Below are 16,919 nucleotides of genomic sequence, written 5' to 3' on the forward strand. Positions count from 1 at the left end.
CTCCACCTCGATACCATTCCGTACAAATATATGCATAAATAAGGCACGGTTCCACTCTATCGTGAAGCAGTGCCTCATTTTTTATTGATTTAACAGACGAACATCGTATATCGTAGCTATATCATGTATTCTGCGTTTTATTTCTGCGCGGATATGTAACGGCTCTAAACACTCACATTTATCTCCAAAGCTCAAAAGAATACCGTAATAGTAATCGTTCTCTGCAAAAGGAAAATTAACCATGTAATGCTCGTCCCCGTCTGACGAAAAATCTTCATAAGTGCAAAAATCAAGCACTCTGTCCATGACAGATTTATGAATACGGATTCTAATTCTTGTTTGCATAGTTGCCCAAATATCATCAAAATCCAACTGCGGTTTTTGATAATCTCGCGGTACGAAAATTCCCTCTTTCATTTTCAGGTTTGACATGCGGGATAATCGAAATAACCGAAAATCATTTCTTTTGCGGCAATACCCTTGTAAGTACCAATGATTGCCTTTTAATACAAGCTGATACGGCTCAACTGTTCGTGCGGTTTTATTTCCGTGGTGAGCGATATATTCAAAGTCCAGCAGCTTATTCTCCTGCAAAGCTGATTTAATAATCTCTAAATATGGTTGTATATTGCTGTTGCCTGTCCACGGACGTAAATCTATACATATTTGACTGACTTTTAATTCAATTTCTTTCGCTCTGTCGGCAGGGATAAAACTCCTGACTTTCGCGAGGGCGTGTACCAGTTCGTCACCTCGTATCATGCCCGAAAGACTGGAAAGGCCCATCAAAAGAGCAGAAAGGTCATCAGCCGAAAAAACCTTTTTATCAATCTTGTATTCCTGCATGATTTCAAAGCCTCCGCCTACTCCCGCTGTCGAGCGGACAGGAATACCCGCCATGTTGATTGCGTCTATATCGCGGTAGATTGTGCGGGGTGAAACTTCAAACATATCTGCTAACTCCTGTGCGCCTACCCGCTTTTTATCAAGAAGTATCATAATAATGCTAACAAGCCTGTCTACTTTCATCTGATAGCCGCCTTTCAATTAAATTGCTGCCATACTGTTGTCAACAATTACATGGTACAATAAAAATAAAAGTAAATCAATAAGACAATGAAGACGGAGGAAAATCATGTTTACAATCTATGTTTATGTACTTGATACTTTAGCTGACTGGGAGTTGGGGCACGTTATTTCGGAGCTTAATTCTGGTCGATTTTTCAAAAAAGACGCGCAGCGTGTATTGCTCAAAACAGTCAGCTTTACGAAGGATCCAATCCATACAATGGGTGGTCTTACAATCATGCCTGATTGCTTAATTGATGATATTGTTGTGAGTGAAACAAGTGTATTGCTTTTACCGGGTGCAGATACATGGAATGACCCAAAGCATAGGGCTGTCCTGGAAAAAGCAAGCGAGTTTCTCTCTTTAGGAGCTACGGTCTGTGCAATTTGCGGTGCAACCGCCGCCCTTGCGGACTTTGGACTATTGGACAATCGTCCGCATACCAGTAATGGGGCGGGATTTCTCGAAATGTTTTCTCCTTGCTATCAAGGGCAAAGTTTTTATATAGACAGGCCGTCAGTAGCTGATAACAACCTGATTACTGCAAATCCCACAGGAGCTTTGCTGTGGGCAAAACAAATTATTGAGCGTTTAGGCGTTTTTGAAACAAAAACACTGGAAGCGTGGTACGACTATTTCAGTACTGGTAAGCCTGAATATTTCTTTGCACTCATGCAAACTTTGCCGTCCGGCAATAGAAACTGATATATCACAAGCAATATAAAGCATTACCTGCCGCATAAGCAGCAAAGCCGCACAAACGTAATGTTCATGCGGCTTTACGGCGTTTGTAAAGCAAAAATTATCGTTGAGTTTAGCAGACTATTCTATCTGCTATTTTTTATTGCATACAGTCTGAAAACTGCCATCCTCCGGAATTGCCTCCGGCAGCATAAAATCTGTAGACGTGCGGACAAATACATTTTCTTCTGCAGAACGCAGGATCCCTTCCATCACTTCCAGAACGTGCAGCGCCATATCTCCGGAAGCACGGTTGCTCCGCCCTTCTTCAATGGCATAAGCCATATCGACCATACCGATACCCCGGCTGTTTTCTGCCTGGCTGATGGAATTGTACTGATGTCTGACCTCAATCTCTTCCCATGGAGTCTTTAACATCTCTTCGGAGCGCGGCATGGCAAGCCACCGGCAGTTCTTCTGAGTCCTCAGCAGTACTTTTCCTCCGAACAGGTTCGGCCCGTCACACGGGTCCGGTTCCAGCATGCACAGCGTCCCCTTTGTCCCGTAGAGTTCCATGCGCGGCATCTCCGACTCCCAGACATCGAAGCTCACGCACAGATTGATCAGCGCTCCGCTTTTAAATTTCAGATTCGCAGCAATATGCGTGTCCACATTTACCGGAACCTCCCTGCCCTTTTGGGCTTCGCTTTGAATGATCCGCACATCTTCAGCACGGGTGCCCATGGCACAGATGCTCTCCACCGGCCCGAGCAGTGACACAAGGGCCGTCAGATAATACGGTCCCATATCAAACAGCGGTCCTGACCCCGGCTGATAATAGAATCCCGGATTGGGATGGAACCATTCCCATCCGCGACACACCATACTGGCCATACCGCCGATGACATTTCCGATCGTCCCGTTATCCAGAACACTCCTGTACTCCTGCAGTCTGCCTCCCATAAACGTGTCCGGGGCACAGCCGACATAGAGTTTTTTTTCTTTCGCGAGGGTCATGATCTCCTGACCCTGTGCAAATGTCGCTGCAAGCGGCTTTTCGGAATACACGTGTTTACCGGCTTTCAAGGCTTCCAGGTTGTAATAATAATGCACATCCGGTGTCGTCAGGTTTAAAACAATATCGACCTCCGGATCCGCAATCAGTTCCTCTCCCGATCCATATGGCTTTTTAAATCCATACTCTTCTGCTTTCCTTCTGGATTTCTCCAGGCTTCTGGTCGCACACGCATACAGTTCCACGACGTCTGAATATTTCTTCAGATTGTTCAGGTAAGCACGACTGATATCCCCGACTCCGATAACTCCTACTTTGAATTTTTTCATTCTGTCACCCTCTCTTATCCGTATTTTAAACAAAAACACCCCAAATGTTTCGTACCTTTCATTATACAGCATCTGTTTTCAGAATGATATTTGATTCTTGCTTTATTTCTCCTTTCTTTTCCCTGAATATATGCTATAATACGATATTATGAATCTATTAATGATACCAGTAATCCCGGCTGTCCTGATACTACTGCTGACCATCGCCGTGAGCCTGTATATCACAGCCACGTCAAAAAACTTCATACTGACAGAAGATTTGGCTGCCAAAAAAACGGGCGCCGATGGTATTCTCATTTTGGGAGCCGCTGTATGGGAGGGTCAGAAACCAAGTCACATGCTGCACGACCGGCTGCTGACCGGGATCAGTCTTTACCGGCGAGGTGCAGCGCCCAAGATCATCGTCAGCGGTGACCACGGCAGGCCAGACTATGACGAAGTCAATGTCATGAAAGACTTTGCCATGCGCTGCGGCGTTCCCTCAGAAGATATTTTTATGGACCACGCAGGATTCAACACGTATGACAGTATGTACCGGGCCAGAGAGGTCTTTCAGGCAGAACGCCTTATCGTTGTCACCCAGCGCTATCATCTCTACCGCTCACTCTACACAGCCCGCCGTCTCGGCCTTGCGGCATACGGCGTCTGTGCCGACAGACGCCCGTATACAAAGCGCCTGCACCGAAACATCCGTGAACTCCTTTCCCGTGATAAGGCAGTTGTTATGACCTTCCTGAAACCAAAGCCAAAATATCTGGGACCGGTGATACCCATCACCGGAAACGGTGATCTTACGAATGACCGATAGCAGAAGAACAGGCATATTACCTCTGTTCTTTTGCTATCAGATACTCACTCACCGCCGGATCTTTTATCTGATATATCCTGGTCCACATCTTCGTCTCATCGTTCCGCTGTACAGCCGAACGGTTTTTATACAGAAACCGGACCAGCTGGTAACAGTCGATCCATATCTCATTGTTTCCTTCTTTTTGAGATTCGTCAAAGATCAGCTGAATGCCAAAGTGCAGATGGTAAGAATCGATGTTATTGACATTTTCCGTGGCACTGTATCCCGTCCTTCCCAGATATCCGATCACGTCTCCCGCCTGTACAACAGATCCTTCTTCCAGATCTTCCGCATAGGGGATGTTCTGCCGCAGGTGGGCGTAATAGTAATACCTTTTTCTGTCAAAGCTTCGGATACCGATGCGCCAGCCGCCGTACTGATTCCAGCCCAGCGCCTCCACGTATCCGGATTCGACTGCAATGACCGGCGTCCCTACCTGTCCCAGCAGATCATGCCCCAGGTGGTTCCTGCGGTATCCATAGCTTCGGGATGCGCCGAAATCATCATAATCCTGGTACGGAAAATCTCTCGCAATCGGACTAAACGCCTTCAGACCGTATACATCCGCCCATTCCTTCTGTCCGTTCTCTCCCTCCTGCTCGATCTGATACTCCCCGACCCATCCGTCCAGCACGGCCCCATAAGCTTCCCGGTAATAGGAATAGTATTTCATATCTTTCACCGCATCCTGCATCGTCGTTTCTCCCGATACGAGTTTCTCCGCCAGTTCCGTCAAGTGAGCCTGCTTATAACCGGAAAAATCTCCGCCGTATTTTGCCCCGAGATAAGCCAGCAGCTCTACCCAGTTCAAATGGACCTGTTCCTTCTCCGTCTTAACATCCAGCTGATATGCCGCATCCAGCGCTTCGTAAGGGACGTCAAATTCTACCCATTTGATGAACTGCTCTTCGGACTCTGAATTTGCCTGCATGCTCTCATACTGCTGCTGATTCCTCATGATCCGGCTGGCAGCAGAAAAGACAAGCAGTGCCGCAACCGTAAAGACAACACCTTTCCAACATTTTCGTTTTTTCATAAAAACAAGCCCATATTTCTGGTCTTAATGGCAGTATATGCCCGCAAGAAAAAAGGCAGAACCTTTCGGTCCTGCCCGTCAGTGCTATGCCAGTTTTTCTGCCGCCGCCTGAACTGCCGCTTTCAGTCCGCGGATATCATTCTCGTCCGGATGTGACAGCGCTTTGTCAAAATTAGATATCATCAGATCATAATGTGCTCCCTGATTTGGTACTTCTTCTTTCAGTTTATTATATCTGTCGCGTAATTCCTGCGGCATTCTGCCCTGACACATAAATCCTCCGACCACTTCATTCGTATCATTCAGGCTGTCTTCCACATTTCTCAGGATGCCGTCGAGATACGTCTTGCTGTCACCGAATCCCGCCGTTCCGAAAAGAAATACTTTTCGGTTATGCAGCGTTTTAAGATATTTTCTGACTTCTTCTCCTGCATTCCCCTCATTTGTCCAAAAACCCACACAGACCAGGTCCGCGTCCGCCGGGTCTTCGACTTTTGTCTCCTGTGCAAATACTTCTTCCGCCGCCTCGGCGAGCTGCTTAGTATTGCCTGTAGCTGATGCATAAAACATTGAATATTTCATCTCTTATCCTCCTGTTCTGAATTATATGCCGGACTGTTTTTCTAAACGGATCTTGCCGGGACTTTCATATTAAATTATAACACTTCAGTTGGTATCCGTAAATGATTCCCTGGAAGAAATCAGCTTCAAAAACTGTTCTCCGTACTTATCAAACTTAAATTCACCTACTCCGCTGACTTCCAGCATTTCATCTTTATCCGCCGGTCGTAAAATACTCATCTGCACCAGCGTCTTATCTGAAAAAACCATATACGGCGGCACGTGTTCGTGCTGGGAAATCTGTCTTCTTAGCTCTCGAAGGGCTTCAAACAAAGGCACATCCTTCTCAGCGAGTGCTGCTGCCGCCCCTGCTTTTTTGCCCTTCTTTGACACCTTCGGCGCTGTTTTTTCCGCCGGTGCCACCCGCATCTCTATGCATGATCCCGGGGACAGACAGCTCTGCGCTGACGGAACCGGTTGCAGAACCGGATATTTCTCTTCAGACATTTTGATATATCCTTTCAGAATCAGTTCCTGTATCATCTGTTTCAGCAACAAAACAGAAACGTCTGACAGCACCCCATATTCCGGATGCTCATCCAGATGGCGGCTCAGGATCTTCTGATTTTTAGCTCCCCGCAGGATATCGATGACCATCATCATGCCAAAATGCTGGCGGTTTCCCGCGATACATCGGATCACTGCCTGTGCTTCCCTGGTGATATCAAGGATATCATAGTTCGTCAGACAGTTCTGGCAGTTGCCGCAGTTCTCCCCGCCGGTCTCCCCGAAATAATTCAGTATATATTTGCGCAGGCATTCGCTTGTAAAACAGTACAGTTCCATTGCCTTCAGCCGCTCCCTGTCTCTTTCCTGCACTCTCTGTCTCGCCGGCTCATCAAGTTCCTGGTTGTCTTCATTATGCTCGATGAAATAACGGTTCGTCTGCACATCCATCGCACCGTAATAGAGGATGCACTCCGACGGCTCCTGATCCCTGCCGGCGCGGCCCGCTTCCTGGTAATAGCTCTCCATGTTTTTAGGCATCTGATAATGAATCACATAACGCACGTCTGATTTATCAATCCCCATTCCAAATGCATTTGTTGCGATCATAATGCTGCTGCGGTCATAGATGAAATCTTCCTGATTCTGTCTTCGCTCTTCATCAGCCAAGCCCGCATGGTAACGCGTGACCGAGAATCCTTCTTCCCTGAGTTTCCAGCACAGCTCCTCCACTGTCTTCCTTGTCAGACAATAGATGATTCCACTGGGCTTATACGTCTTCGTCTCCTGGCGTTTCAGTTCCGCTAGCAGCTCACTGTATTTATCCGCCGGCTTCCTGACAGAAAAAAACAGGTTCTTTCTGTCAAAACCAGTTACCATAACCATCGGATCTCTCAGACTCAGAATCTTCAGGATGTCGTTCCGAACCTCCTGTGTGGCAGTAGCCGTATATGCCCCCAGTACCGGACGGTCAGGCAGCCTGTCCAGAAAGTCCAATACTTTGAGATAGCTTGGGCGAAAATCCTGACCCCACTGGGATACGCAGTGCGCTTCATCTACCGCCACAAACGGTATCTTAACCTGGGGTGCCAGCGCGAAATTCAGAAAGCTTTCAGTCTCGAGCCGCTCCGGCGCCACATAGACGATCTCGTAACATCCGGCTTTGGCACGTTCAAGTGCTTTTCTGTACTGTCCCGGCGTCAGAGAACTGTTTAAAAATGCGGCATGAACACCCGCCTGGTTCAACGCACTCACCTGATCTTTCATAAGTGAGATCAGCGGTGAGACTACCAGTGTAATCCCCTCCATCATAAGTGCGGGGATCTGAAAGCAAAGTGATTTTCCCGCCCCCGTCGGCATGATCCCGAGTACATCCCGTCCGCTTATCACTGCTTTCACCAGTGCTTCCTGCCCCTCACGGAAATCTTCATATCCGAAATATTTTTTCAGTACCTTTTTTGCCCGTCCCAAAGCGATGTCTGTTGTATATTCTGATGTCATCTTTCACGCTCCTGTTTCATTACGGTGTTGTTTTTTTATTTGTCATCATTTTGTAAACATTTTTCTATTGTTTTATTTCCATTTTAGTGACATAATGAATCTAAAGGAGGTAGATTATGCCAAAAATCAAATTAACCCGCCGAGAATTAGAAGTTATGCACGTCCTGTGGAGCACCGACAAAGCGCTCACCGCGACCGAGATACCCTCCATCAATCCGGAGTTAAAGCCCAATACCGTTCAGGCAGTATTAAAAAGGCTCCTCGAGAATTCTTATATCCGGATAGCAGATATCGTGTACCATAGAACCGTACTGACACGTGCCTACCGGCCAGTATTGACTCATGAAGATTATATGCATTCACAGATTGAAGGTACATCACTTACCCCCGGCCGCCTTTTAACTGATCTGATCAGAAAGGAGCAGGATATTGATGCACTGGATGAATTGCTGCGGCTGGTTCAGGAGCAGCGGAAAAACCTGCGCCGGCCCTGACAGCAAATACCAGGTCACCGCTTCCCTCTCTCCAGATATTTTTCCGCTATGTCTTTCTGACCTGTCCTCTGATAGTAACTGCCAATGACTGAGCAGGCCTGCTGCTCATCGCTTTCAAACTGCCCGTTCGTCTGCTCATTCAACTTCCTGTACTTTTCAAGCCCTGTCAGATAGGCCTCCTCAGCATGTTCCTGCTCCTCAGGCACCAGATAACGGGCATTCCCGAGGTTTACATAACAGCTAGCAAGGCGTACACCGAATGCCACAGGATTTTCCTGCTCCTTGTCTTCCAGGACATAGATACAGTCCTCCATCATCTCCAGAGCTTTCACATGATCTTTATGGAAAGAATAGATGGATGCCAGAGTATTCATCCACTGTGCCAGTTCTATGGCATGCGGTGCGTCATCCGTCACCTGAAAAATAGCCTTTTCCAGCTTAATAAGCTGTTCTCCGATCCGTATGGCCTCCTCATATTCTCCGACTGCTCCTTTTAAAACCATCAGATTCCCCATACATTTTCCCTGAAGTTCCAGCGCCACGCGATTTCCCGCTTTTATCTTTTCAAGGCATGCCGCTATGGCATTTCTGAAAAATTTTTCACTCGCATCGTAAGCCTTCTGCTGCGCCTCATTTAGTTTTCTTGGCTGCGGCGTTACAATTCCCATATTGATCAGGTCTTTATAAAACACTGCCATACGCAGATTCGTCTGGGCAAACAAAATATCATGCTGCTGTTTGTCCTTCCGGTACATCTCCGCACCGATCCCCACCATGATCCGGTACTGCTTTTCTGCCTCCTGGGGATTTTTCATCGAAAACTGCAGATTCCCCATGATCTCATGCAGTACTGCCAGAATCTTACCCTGTTCCGTACTGTCTGAAGGAAGGGATTTTTCTGCTTTGTCCCTGACTTTTGAAAGCTCCTCAAATGTCTTACCCGGCTCTTCTTTCTTCTTCAGAATCTGCGCAATATCCTGATTCAGGGCCTTTACGATATCTTCATACATATTGTTTACCTGTTCCTTTCAGCAGTTTCCCTCAGTTTAGCACATGCTTCCTGAAGTCACAAGAAAGAATCTTAATCTTGACTTCCCGCCTGCCGTCCGCTAGTATAAAAATCAGTAAATGAGGAGGCTTGTGAAAATGAATACAAAAGCTAAAAAAATCACCATGATCGGCATGTTCTGTGCAATCGCATACGCCGTCATGGTAATCGGGCGGTTTCCCGTCGTACTATTTCTGAAATATGACCCGAAAGACGTTATCATCACCATCGGCGGCTTTATCTTCGGCCCGATGGCATCCCTTATCATCTCCGTGATTGTCGCCTTCCTGGAAATGATCACCGTCAGTGAAACAGGTCCCATCGGCTGCATCATGAATATCCTGTCCAGCTGCTGTTTCGCATGTACCGCGGCATTTATTTACAAAAAGAAACATACATTAAAAGGCGCTGTCACGGGACTGATCGCAGGATGCCTTCTGACAACCGGGATCATCCTGCTCTGGAACTATCTGATTGCCCCCCTCTATATGGGCTATCCGAGAGAGGCAGTCGTCAAACTTCTCCTTCCGGCATTTCTGCCATTCAATCTGTTAAAGGGGGGGCTGAATACAGTCATCACACTGCTGATCTATAAACCGGTCGTAACAGCACTGCGCAAAGCCGGACTTCTGGAGTCCTCCGGTGCCCCTGCGGTACGTGAACGGCATATGGGGATCGTTATTGTCTCCGCGGTTCTGCTGATCACAATCGTCTTTCTTATGCTGGCAATGAAGGGATGGGTCTGACCCCATCTCTGGTTGCTTTCTCTTGGAATATCTCCTATATCTGTTTTGACTTTTTCGTTCCCACATGTTAAGATCCAGACAAAAACAAAGGATGTGTTGAAATATTATGAAACTGAACCTCTGGATGATCGCCAACCGTCTGAGCGCATTGGAACCTGAACTTCATATTTCCGGAAATGCCCCTGCTGTCCTTTCCAGCGCACGACGTGCATACGCCACAAACTGCGTTCATGTCTATCAAAAAGGAACGGATACTGTCTGTGCCGCAGAAAATGATTATCTGCTGTTTCACGATATGAACTGCGAAGTTGTTTTCGAAATGGTCCAGTGTACGTTTGACTTTTACCGTGAATGGCAGGATTCCCTGGAAGATGCTTCTCAAAAACTGGATTACCGTTCGATCGTGGATGATAGCTGGCCTGTGTTCCACAACCCTGTCATTCTGCTGGACGGAAGTTACAGGGTGCTTTTCATGAGTGAGCAATACGGCGAAAATGAAGTGAATGAAGACTGGAAGTATCTCTGCCGACACGGCCACAGTTCTGTGGAAGCCATACAGTATCTGCTCGCAGAAGGCCAGAAGAATAATTATTACCTGAGCGGCGATGCGCAGCTATATCATTTTTCCGGCAAAATCATCGACACAGATATGTTGTCAGCCGCCATCTACAGCGGTAATGACTGCTGCGGCCGAATCAATGTCATCGCAAAAGACCGTGAGATCAACAGCGGTGATGTCATTTGCCTGAATTACATCGTCAGACTGCTCTCCTACGTACTTGGCCGCATCAATCAGGAACATGCCTTTCCGGCAACACAGAATATTTTTCTTAAAATGATGCTTCAGCAGGAGACCAATCCGTCTGAACTGCAAAACTGGATGCTCTATATGAAGTGGAACGAAACAGATTCATTTCATATCGCCGTCCTCTCATCCCCTGAAGAGACTTCATCCGAGAAGATGATGATCATCTACAGGCTTCTACAGTCACTTTTTCCCGACAGCGTAGTCACTACCTGCAGCAAGAAAATAATTGTCATGTACCGTACCACACCCGGAAGAAAAAACGACATTGCCGATGCACTGTGTGATATTTCACAGAAATACCGCATAAACACTGGTCTGAGCCTTCCATTTACCGGAACTCAAAAACTCCACTATTATTATGGCCAGGCCATTGCTGCCATCTACTATGGCAGTCTGCTGGCCCCTGCTGAAACACTGCATCGCTTTTATAACTACGCTCTGGAACATCTGATAAGGACCCAGTCACTGGATGAAGCAGTCTGCCTCTGTCATCCCGACGTCCGTAAACTCTGGAACCCTGCCTCGGAAGATGGGGGGGAAAAGATAAAGACCCTCTTCACCTATCTCAACAACGATCGCTCACTTCAGAATACAGCCGGCGAATTATATATACACCGCAACACACTAGTCTATCGTATACACAGAATAACGGAATCTCTGACCTGCAATATCGATGACATTTACTCCAGAGATTATATTAAAATGTCTATCCGCGTACTGCGGCTGTACTATCTCAACGGAATCAATTCTCCCTTTCTGCCATGACTCATGGGGGGCTGTCATACCGGCAGCCCTTCAAAACAGATTATTTAATTCCCCATAACCCATATCCCTGATACGTTTGTATTTTCGATACGAATATTCCCCCTTTTTTTACACTTTTCTCGTATTCCCAGACCGTAGTTCGTCATATTCTCTAATGCTATACTGGGTATAACAAAGATCATCGGCGGTTCGCACCACACAAAAGAGGGAGGAAGTGTATATGAGCGAAAAAAAATTGAGCCGGACAGTCCTTAACCTGAGCGGAATCGGGGACTTTGGCTTTACACTGTTTGTAAATGTGGAACTGTATTACTGGGCGGCCTTTCTCACGGACTGCGCAAAATTCTCGATCGGCACAGCTACTTTTATCCTTACCCTGACTTCCGTCATAGACTGTATCTGGGTACCGCTGACAGGCTGGCTCATCGAACGCAGCAGCTTTAAATGGGGCAAATACCGGTCATGGCTCGTGATCGGACCTCCGGTCATGATTTTCACCTATGCTCTGGAGTTTTCAAAGATAGGTTCTTCCGAAGCCCTGGCTGCGGGTATCGTAATCGCTGCATTTTCTATCAAGACCCTTGCACAGGATCTTGCATACTCCGCCTCAGTGAGCCTTGTGAGCGACCTGTCCAATGACCAGAATGAGCGAATGGTCCTTGCCTCAAGAAGAGGGCAGTTTCTGTCTCTTGGCAATATCGTATTTTCTATCATCGCACTGCCGCTAATTACCTGGCTGACTGCACTTGGTGGCAATGAGATCCTGGGATATTCTCTGACAGCCATCCTGTTCGGAATCATAAACTTTCTGTGCTATTTCCTTGCCTTCACCGTTACAAAAGGACACTCCGTATCCGGCAGCGGCGGCTCTGAAAATGATGGTGCAGACATAGCACGGCAAAAACTTCCGCTCTCACAAATGCTTGCGGCTGTCTTTCACAATCCGCCTCTTCTGGTACTGATCGTGGCTGATTCATTCCGCTATCTCGCTTATTTTCTTATGTCCGCAGCAGCCTACTATTATTTTGTTGTGGTGCTTCAGAATCTGGCAGCTATGACAACATACCTTGTAATCACGCGTATCATCGGGTTCATCGGATCCATGTTTGCCAACACAGCGGCTAAAAAGTTTGGCAAGAAACCAGCTTATCTCGGTTCCCTGTGCATTATGACTTTGTCTCTGGTACTCTGTTTCTTTTTCGGCAGACAAGTGGCAGGCTTTATAACCTTCCATATTTTTGTAAACTTCTTCATGCAGATTACGATGTCGACACTGACAGCTATCCTGGCGGATACGGTTATCTACTATGAGTGGAAAAGCAGCGTGGACGCCCGAGGATTCATCATGAGTATGCTGAATGTCCCAATCAAGGTGGGGGCGGTGCTCCGCAGTACCGTACTGGGTGCTGGACTTGCCGTTGCCGGCTACGTGGCCAACACTGCTCCAACCGCGTCACAGATCAGCGGTATTTCCATGCTCATGAATCTGTACCCCGCTGTTTTTCTTCTTTTAACAATCCTGATCTTCGGTCTCGGATACCGACTGAATGAACAGAAGGTAGCGCAAATGACAAAAGAGATCACCGCCCGCAAATCAGTCTGACAAAAAGGAGGGTATCTGCATGAATTCCCAGGAAAAAAAACTTTCCTGTCTTGAGACGACAGGTCTGGCCGTTGGTTTTACCATAGGCTCCGGTATCATCACTCAGACCGGCATCGGTATTGCCATGACGGGAAGAAGTATCGTGCTGGCGTTTCTTGTAAGCGCACTGTTATTTTTGATCTCATTTCGCCCGGTTTTCATTATGAGTACACTGCTGCCCCGCACAAGTGCTGCATTTTCTTATTCCAGTGAGCTTATTCATGAGGATGTGGGGAAATTTTACGCCTACATTTACTTTCTGGGCCGTATGACGATTGCCATCTTCGGAATCTCCTTCGCCCAATATCTGGCGAGCCTGGTCCCGGACCTGAATCATCCCACAGGTCTGAAGCTCACCGCCCTCTCTGTTCTGACACTGTTTTATATCATAAATCTGTTTGGTGTCAAAGCAGCCGCGCGGTTTCAGAATGTTCTATGCGTGATTCTGATTGCGGGAATTCTGTGTTTCGTTCTGTGCGGGCTGGGCAAGGTCAATTTTCGTGAGTTTTTTTCCGGCGAATCCTTATTTACCGGAGGCCCCGGCGGGTTCTACTCGGCGGTCTCACTTTTATACTTTGCGGTAGGCGGTTCTTACATCATCACGGACTTTGCACCGAAGATTAGAAATGCCTCAAAAATCATGGTGAAGGTCATCACCGGAGTGACACTTTGCGTCTGTCTCCTATATATGCTGATGGGTATTGTGGCAAGCGGAGTGATGCCTGTCTCAGAGGTGGCGGGAAAGCCCCTGACGGCCGCTGCATCCGTGGTACTCGGCAGCGGGGGGCTGTATGCATTTTTTATCATCGGTGCCTGCCTCGGAGCTTTGATCACAACACTGAATTCAAGTTTCATCTGGTATTCAAATTCCCTGATCGAGGCATGTGAAAAGGGATGTTTTCCCAGAAGCTGGGCAAAAACCAACCGTTTCGGCGCACCTTATATTCTGATGACTATCTTCTATTGCTTTGGCGCCGTTCCCACTGTCGCCGGAATAGATCTGACCATTCTGTCCAAGATGGCTGTCGGACTGACGATTCTGGGCACCTGCATTCCGATGGCGGGAATCCTGAGGCTGCCGAAAAAGTATCCTGAACTGTGGAGAACTTCCAGATACGCCGGAAAATACCCGGAATGGCGTCTGAAGCTCATGGTCATCATTACCTACCTGGTTCTTTCCACACAGGTTATCTCACTGTTCGCAAGCAACCCGGCATGGTCCAACATCATCATTATCGTGTATACGGCAATCGTCATCGCCGGAATTGCCGCAGGACGGCTGTATCAACGGAAATCCGCTGATTATAAATCAGGATTTCCGAACCACAAATCAACGAAAGAGGGGAATCACTATGAATCAAAAAACACATCAAAAACTTCCTGGTAAGCTTGTCAATGCATTTATCGTACCAAACATCGGCCTGAACCTGTTCATTTACCTGGAACTGTTCTATATGTCCTATTTCCTGACCGATATCTGTGGCTTTTCACTCAGTGTCGTCACTTTCATTCTCACCAGCACTGCCGCTGTGGATCTTGTCTGGGTGTTTGTGACCGGTATCATGCTGGAAAAATGTGAATTCAAAAAACTGGGTAAATACAGGGCATGGTATGTCATCTGTACACCGATCATCCTCGTATTCTTTACATTAATGTTTTTTGATATGGGTGATTCCATGGGGGCTGCGGCAATCGTCATCATCGCTTTCTGTATCAAGACATTATTTCAGGACGTTGTCAGTGCCGCTGTAACCGGGCATATTTCCCAGATCACCGACGATTCTGATACAAGAACACTGTTAAGCGCCAGAAGAAATCAAGGCGCAGTCATCGGACAGCTGCTGTTCTCCCTGCTTGGAATTCCGTGTATCACACTGTTCGGTAAACTCTTTGGTAACACCGCAGCAGGATATACGGGAGCAGCATTCTTCTTCTGTCTGGTCAATGCCATCACTCATTACATCATGTTTGTGCTGACAAAAGATGCCCCCATCGCGGCAACCGAACAGATTTCACAGGGCAGTAAGCTCTCTATCGGAGAAATGTTCCGTATTCTGTTTACGAACCGGCCGCTTCTGGTCGTTTCTTTCGGAGACCTGCTTCGCTATACGGCTGTCTTCCTGGTAAGCTCAACCGCTGCATACTTCTTTGAGAATGTATTAAAAGACTCCGGGTCCATGTCAGTCTACATGACGATCCAGACAGTGACCGGAGTCGTTGGGGCAATTGTTGTCAATCAGGTTTCCAGACGTCTCGGAAAAAAGACAACGTACTGTCTGTGCAATCTCATTTACGGGGCAATCTTAGTCGCCATGTTTTTTGTCGCAGATGAAGGCAGAACAACACTGTTCATCGTCTGTATGGCCGTCGCCTTTTTCTTCGGAAGCATGATCGGAACTGTCGTAACCGCAATGACCACTGATACGGTTATCTACACCATGTGGAAAGACGGTAAAAATGCGCGCGGCTTTATCATGAGTATGTTGAATATCCCGATCAAGTTCGGCTCTATGATCAAGAGTGTCATCCTCCCGGTTGGTCTGTCCGCCATCGGCTATACAGCCGGACAGGCGGCAAGTGCATCCGTGACCAGGGGTATCTCTGGCATTATGTGTCTTGCATCCGGCATCTGCGTGATACTTTCCTGTCTGATCATATTCTTCGGATATAATCTTACTGAGAAAAAGGTAGCAGAGCTGACAGCCATTGTTGAAAAACGCAGGACACCAAAATGAACTCATTTAAACTGACACGAATCTTATAGAAAATTGGAGGTATCATTATGAAAATCACAGAAAGAGAATGTCATTTACTCGCATTTAATCATCAGGAAACCCCGTGGGTACCATCGCCATCCACGGGACAGGACACCTGTATTCCGACCGTGATCGAAGAAGGCGCCCGTGGATACGGTATTACAACCGACTGGTTCGGGGTAAAATATATTTACCGCGAAGACCAGCCCGGCCCTATGCCCGTAGAGACAGACCCGAAAATCAAGGACATTGAGTGCTGGAGAGAGGTCGTTACGTTTCCAGATCTTGATAAGTATGACTGGGAAGGCTGGGCCGCCAAAGACACCGCAGGCTGGGACCGTGAAAACAAACTCTCCAATATTATTCTGATCAACGGATGCTTCGAGAGCCTGCACATGTTCTGCGGATTCGAGGAGGCCCTTGTCAATATCATGACGGATGAGGAAGCCAGTTCTGATTTTATGGGTGCAATAGCCGATTATAAGATTGCACTCATCGAGCGCATTGCAAAATACTATAAGCCTGATATGCTGCAGTTCCATGATGATTATTCCACCAACACCGGCCTGTTTATGCCGATCGATAAATGGCAGCGCATCATCAAGCCTCATCTGCAGCGCGTCATAGACGCAGTCAAAGGACTTGGAATGATCTATCAGCATCACTCCTGCGGTAAAATCCATGATCTCATTCCGGAGCTCGTTGATATGGGAATTGATGCCCTCAATCCGGTACAGATTCAGAACAACCCTCTTGAGATCAAGCAGCAGTTCGGAGACCATCTGACGGTATGCGGCGGTTTCAGCAACCAGGCAGTTCTGGATAACCCCTCCGCCACGGCAGAGCAGATCAAAGATTCCATCAACGAGACCCTGAACATTATGGCACCGGGCGGCAAATGGATCGCACTCTGTGGTTTCCTGGACCGTTTCCCGGAGCGTGAGCAAATCTGGCTGGACTGCCTGGATGAATACAATCGTCCCCTGATGGAAAAAGCCGGCGTAACCCCTGTCAAACATACCGCAGCCAGCAACAACGTATATAATCTGGCAAATAATGCCCAAAAACAGATCTCATGATATCCACAGCATACAAATGCGCAGGAGCTTCCA

At 47.3% G+C, this 16,919-nt stretch carries 15 protein-coding genes; 9 read left to right on the forward strand and 6 right to left on the reverse strand.

Annotation, left to right across the window (positions count from 1 at the left end; translation table 11 throughout):
• Nucleotides 1-81: 81 nt before the first annotated feature.
• Nucleotides 82-1,029, reverse strand: coding sequence for a helix-turn-helix transcriptional regulator (locus NQ502_RS06735; RefSeq protein WP_028530363.1), 948 nt, complete (start codon nucleotides 1,027-1,029; stop codon nucleotides 82-84).
• A 106-nt stretch (nucleotides 1,030-1,135) separates the two neighbouring features.
• Between NQ502_RS06735 and NQ502_RS06740 the strand changes: the two genes are divergently transcribed.
• Complete coding sequence (locus tag NQ502_RS06740; RefSeq protein WP_028530362.1) at nucleotides 1,136-1,774, forward strand: type 1 glutamine amidotransferase family protein; 639 nt, start codon at nucleotides 1,136-1,138, stop codon at nucleotides 1,772-1,774.
• Nucleotides 1,775-1,903: 129 nt separating this feature from the next.
• Here the strand turns inward: NQ502_RS06740 and NQ502_RS06745 are convergent, their stop codons facing one another.
• Nucleotides 1,904-3,094 (reverse strand): Gfo/Idh/MocA family protein, encoded by a 1,191-nt coding sequence (locus tag NQ502_RS06745; RefSeq protein ID WP_028530361.1) that lies wholly within the window; start codon nucleotides 3,092-3,094, stop codon nucleotides 1,904-1,906.
• 160 nt (nucleotides 3,095-3,254) lie between these two features.
• Between NQ502_RS06745 and NQ502_RS06750 the strand changes: the two genes are divergently transcribed.
• On the forward strand, nucleotides 3,255-3,902 hold the full coding sequence (locus tag NQ502_RS06750; protein WP_242830314.1) for a SanA/YdcF family protein: 648 nt from the start codon (nucleotides 3,255-3,257) through the stop codon (nucleotides 3,900-3,902).
• 16 nt (nucleotides 3,903-3,918) lie between these two features.
• Here the strand turns inward: NQ502_RS06750 and NQ502_RS06755 are convergent, their stop codons facing one another.
• The 3 genes from NQ502_RS06755 to recQ form a co-directional block, all read right to left on the reverse strand.
• The gene (locus NQ502_RS06755; RefSeq protein WP_044983683.1) at nucleotides 3,919-4,980 is read right to left on the reverse strand and encodes a M23 family metallopeptidase; all 1,062 of its coding nucleotides are present in this window, start codon (nucleotides 4,978-4,980) and stop codon (nucleotides 3,919-3,921) included.
• 84 nt (nucleotides 4,981-5,064) lie between these two features.
• Entirely contained in the window at nucleotides 5,065-5,562 is a 498-nt protein-coding gene (gene bilS, locus NQ502_RS06760; RefSeq protein WP_028530360.1) for a flavodoxin family protein BilS, read from the reverse strand.
• An 84-nt stretch (nucleotides 5,563-5,646) separates the two neighbouring features.
• Entirely contained in the window at nucleotides 5,647-7,548 is a 1,902-nt protein-coding gene (gene recQ / locus NQ502_RS06765; RefSeq protein ID WP_044983682.1) for a DNA helicase RecQ, read from the reverse strand.
• Nucleotides 7,549-7,664: 116 nt separating this feature from the next.
• Between recQ and NQ502_RS06770 the strand changes: the two genes are divergently transcribed.
• A complete protein-coding gene (locus NQ502_RS06770) occupies nucleotides 7,665-8,042 on the forward strand; it encodes a BlaI/MecI/CopY family transcriptional regulator (RefSeq protein ID WP_049898531.1) in 378 nt (125 codons plus the stop codon).
• Nucleotides 8,043-8,056: 14 nt separating this feature from the next.
• On the opposite strand, the gene NQ502_RS06775 is transcribed toward NQ502_RS06770, so the two are convergent.
• A complete protein-coding gene (locus tag NQ502_RS06775) occupies nucleotides 8,057-9,052 on the reverse strand; it encodes a hypothetical protein (protein ID WP_028530358.1) in 996 nt (331 codons plus the stop codon).
• Between the two features lie 136 nt (nucleotides 9,053-9,188).
• Between NQ502_RS06775 and NQ502_RS06780 the strand changes: the two genes are divergently transcribed.
• From NQ502_RS06780 to NQ502_RS06805, 6 genes are all read left to right on the forward strand, one after another.
• Nucleotides 9,189-9,836: an ECF transporter S component gene (locus tag NQ502_RS06780; RefSeq protein WP_028530357.1), complete on the forward strand. Its 648-nt coding sequence runs from the start codon at nucleotides 9,189-9,191 to the stop codon at nucleotides 9,834-9,836.
• A 106-nt stretch (nucleotides 9,837-9,942) separates the two neighbouring features.
• Nucleotides 9,943-11,409, forward strand: coding sequence for a PucR family transcriptional regulator (locus tag NQ502_RS06785; protein ID WP_028530356.1), 1,467 nt, complete (start codon nucleotides 9,943-9,945; stop codon nucleotides 11,407-11,409).
• Between the two features lie 220 nt (nucleotides 11,410-11,629).
• Nucleotides 11,630-13,012, forward strand: a complete 1,383-nt coding sequence (locus tag NQ502_RS06790) for an MFS transporter (RefSeq protein WP_028530355.1) — start codon at nucleotides 11,630-11,632, stop codon at nucleotides 13,010-13,012.
• Between the two features lie 19 nt (nucleotides 13,013-13,031).
• Nucleotides 13,032-14,438 carry an APC family permease gene (locus tag NQ502_RS06795; RefSeq protein WP_083963540.1) on the forward strand — a complete coding sequence of 469 codons (1,407 nt, stop codon included), beginning with the start codon at nucleotides 13,032-13,034 and terminating at the stop codon, nucleotides 14,436-14,438.
• Nucleotides 14,404-15,786 (forward strand): MFS transporter, encoded by a 1,383-nt coding sequence (locus NQ502_RS06800; RefSeq protein WP_028530354.1) that lies wholly within the window; start codon nucleotides 14,404-14,406, stop codon nucleotides 15,784-15,786. Before NQ502_RS06795 ends, NQ502_RS06800 begins: the two co-directional genes overlap by 35 nt.
• A 47-nt stretch (nucleotides 15,787-15,833) precedes the next feature.
• Nucleotides 15,834-16,886 carry a uroporphyrinogen decarboxylase family protein gene (locus NQ502_RS06805; RefSeq protein ID WP_028530353.1) on the forward strand — a complete coding sequence of 351 codons (1,053 nt, stop codon included), beginning with the start codon at nucleotides 15,834-15,836 and terminating at the stop codon, nucleotides 16,884-16,886.
• The last annotated feature ends 33 nt before the right edge of the window (nucleotides 16,887-16,919 follow it).

The sequence above is a fragment of the Ruminococcus gauvreauii genome, assembly GCF_025151995.1.
GTDB lineage: Bacteria > Bacillota > Clostridia > Lachnospirales > Lachnospiraceae > Ruminococcus_G > Ruminococcus_G gauvreauii.

Coding starts and splice junctions, on each gene's coding strand:
- NQ502_RS06735 (WP_028530363.1), bottom strand. CDS start 1,029: ATGAAAGTAGACAGGCTTGTTAGCATTATTATGATACTTCTTGATAAA.
- NQ502_RS06740 (WP_028530362.1), top strand. CDS start 1,136: ATGTTTACAATCTATGTTTATGTACTTGATACTTTAGCTGACTGGGAG.
- NQ502_RS06745 (WP_028530361.1), bottom strand. CDS start 3,094: ATGAAAAAATTCAAAGTAGGAGTTATCGGAGTCGGGGATATCAGTCGT.
- NQ502_RS06750 (WP_242830314.1), top strand. CDS start 3,255: ATGATACCAGTAATCCCGGCTGTCCTGATACTACTGCTGACCATCGCC.
- NQ502_RS06755 (WP_044983683.1), bottom strand. CDS start 4,980: ATGAAAAAACGAAAATGTTGGAAAGGTGTTGTCTTTACGGTTGCGGCA.
- bilS (WP_028530360.1), bottom strand. CDS start 5,562: ATGAAATATTCAATGTTTTATGCATCAGCTACAGGCAATACTAAGCAG.
- recQ (WP_044983682.1), bottom strand. CDS start 7,548: ATGACATCAGAATATACAACAGACATCGCTTTGGGACGGGCAAAAAAG.
- NQ502_RS06770 (WP_049898531.1), top strand. CDS start 7,665: ATGCCAAAAATCAAATTAACCCGCCGAGAATTAGAAGTTATGCACGTC.
- NQ502_RS06775 (WP_028530358.1), bottom strand. CDS start 9,052: ATGTATGAAGATATCGTAAAGGCCCTGAATCAGGATATTGCGCAGATT.
- NQ502_RS06780 (WP_028530357.1), top strand. CDS start 9,189: ATGAATACAAAAGCTAAAAAAATCACCATGATCGGCATGTTCTGTGCA.
- NQ502_RS06785 (WP_028530356.1), top strand. CDS start 9,943: ATGAAACTGAACCTCTGGATGATCGCCAACCGTCTGAGCGCATTGGAA.
- NQ502_RS06790 (WP_028530355.1), top strand. CDS start 11,630: ATGAGCGAAAAAAAATTGAGCCGGACAGTCCTTAACCTGAGCGGAATC.
- NQ502_RS06795 (WP_083963540.1), top strand. CDS start 13,032: ATGAATTCCCAGGAAAAAAAACTTTCCTGTCTTGAGACGACAGGTCTG.
- NQ502_RS06800 (WP_028530354.1), top strand. CDS start 14,404: ATGAATCAAAAAACACATCAAAAACTTCCTGGTAAGCTTGTCAATGCA.
- NQ502_RS06805 (WP_028530353.1), top strand. CDS start 15,834: ATGAAAATCACAGAAAGAGAATGTCATTTACTCGCATTTAATCATCAG.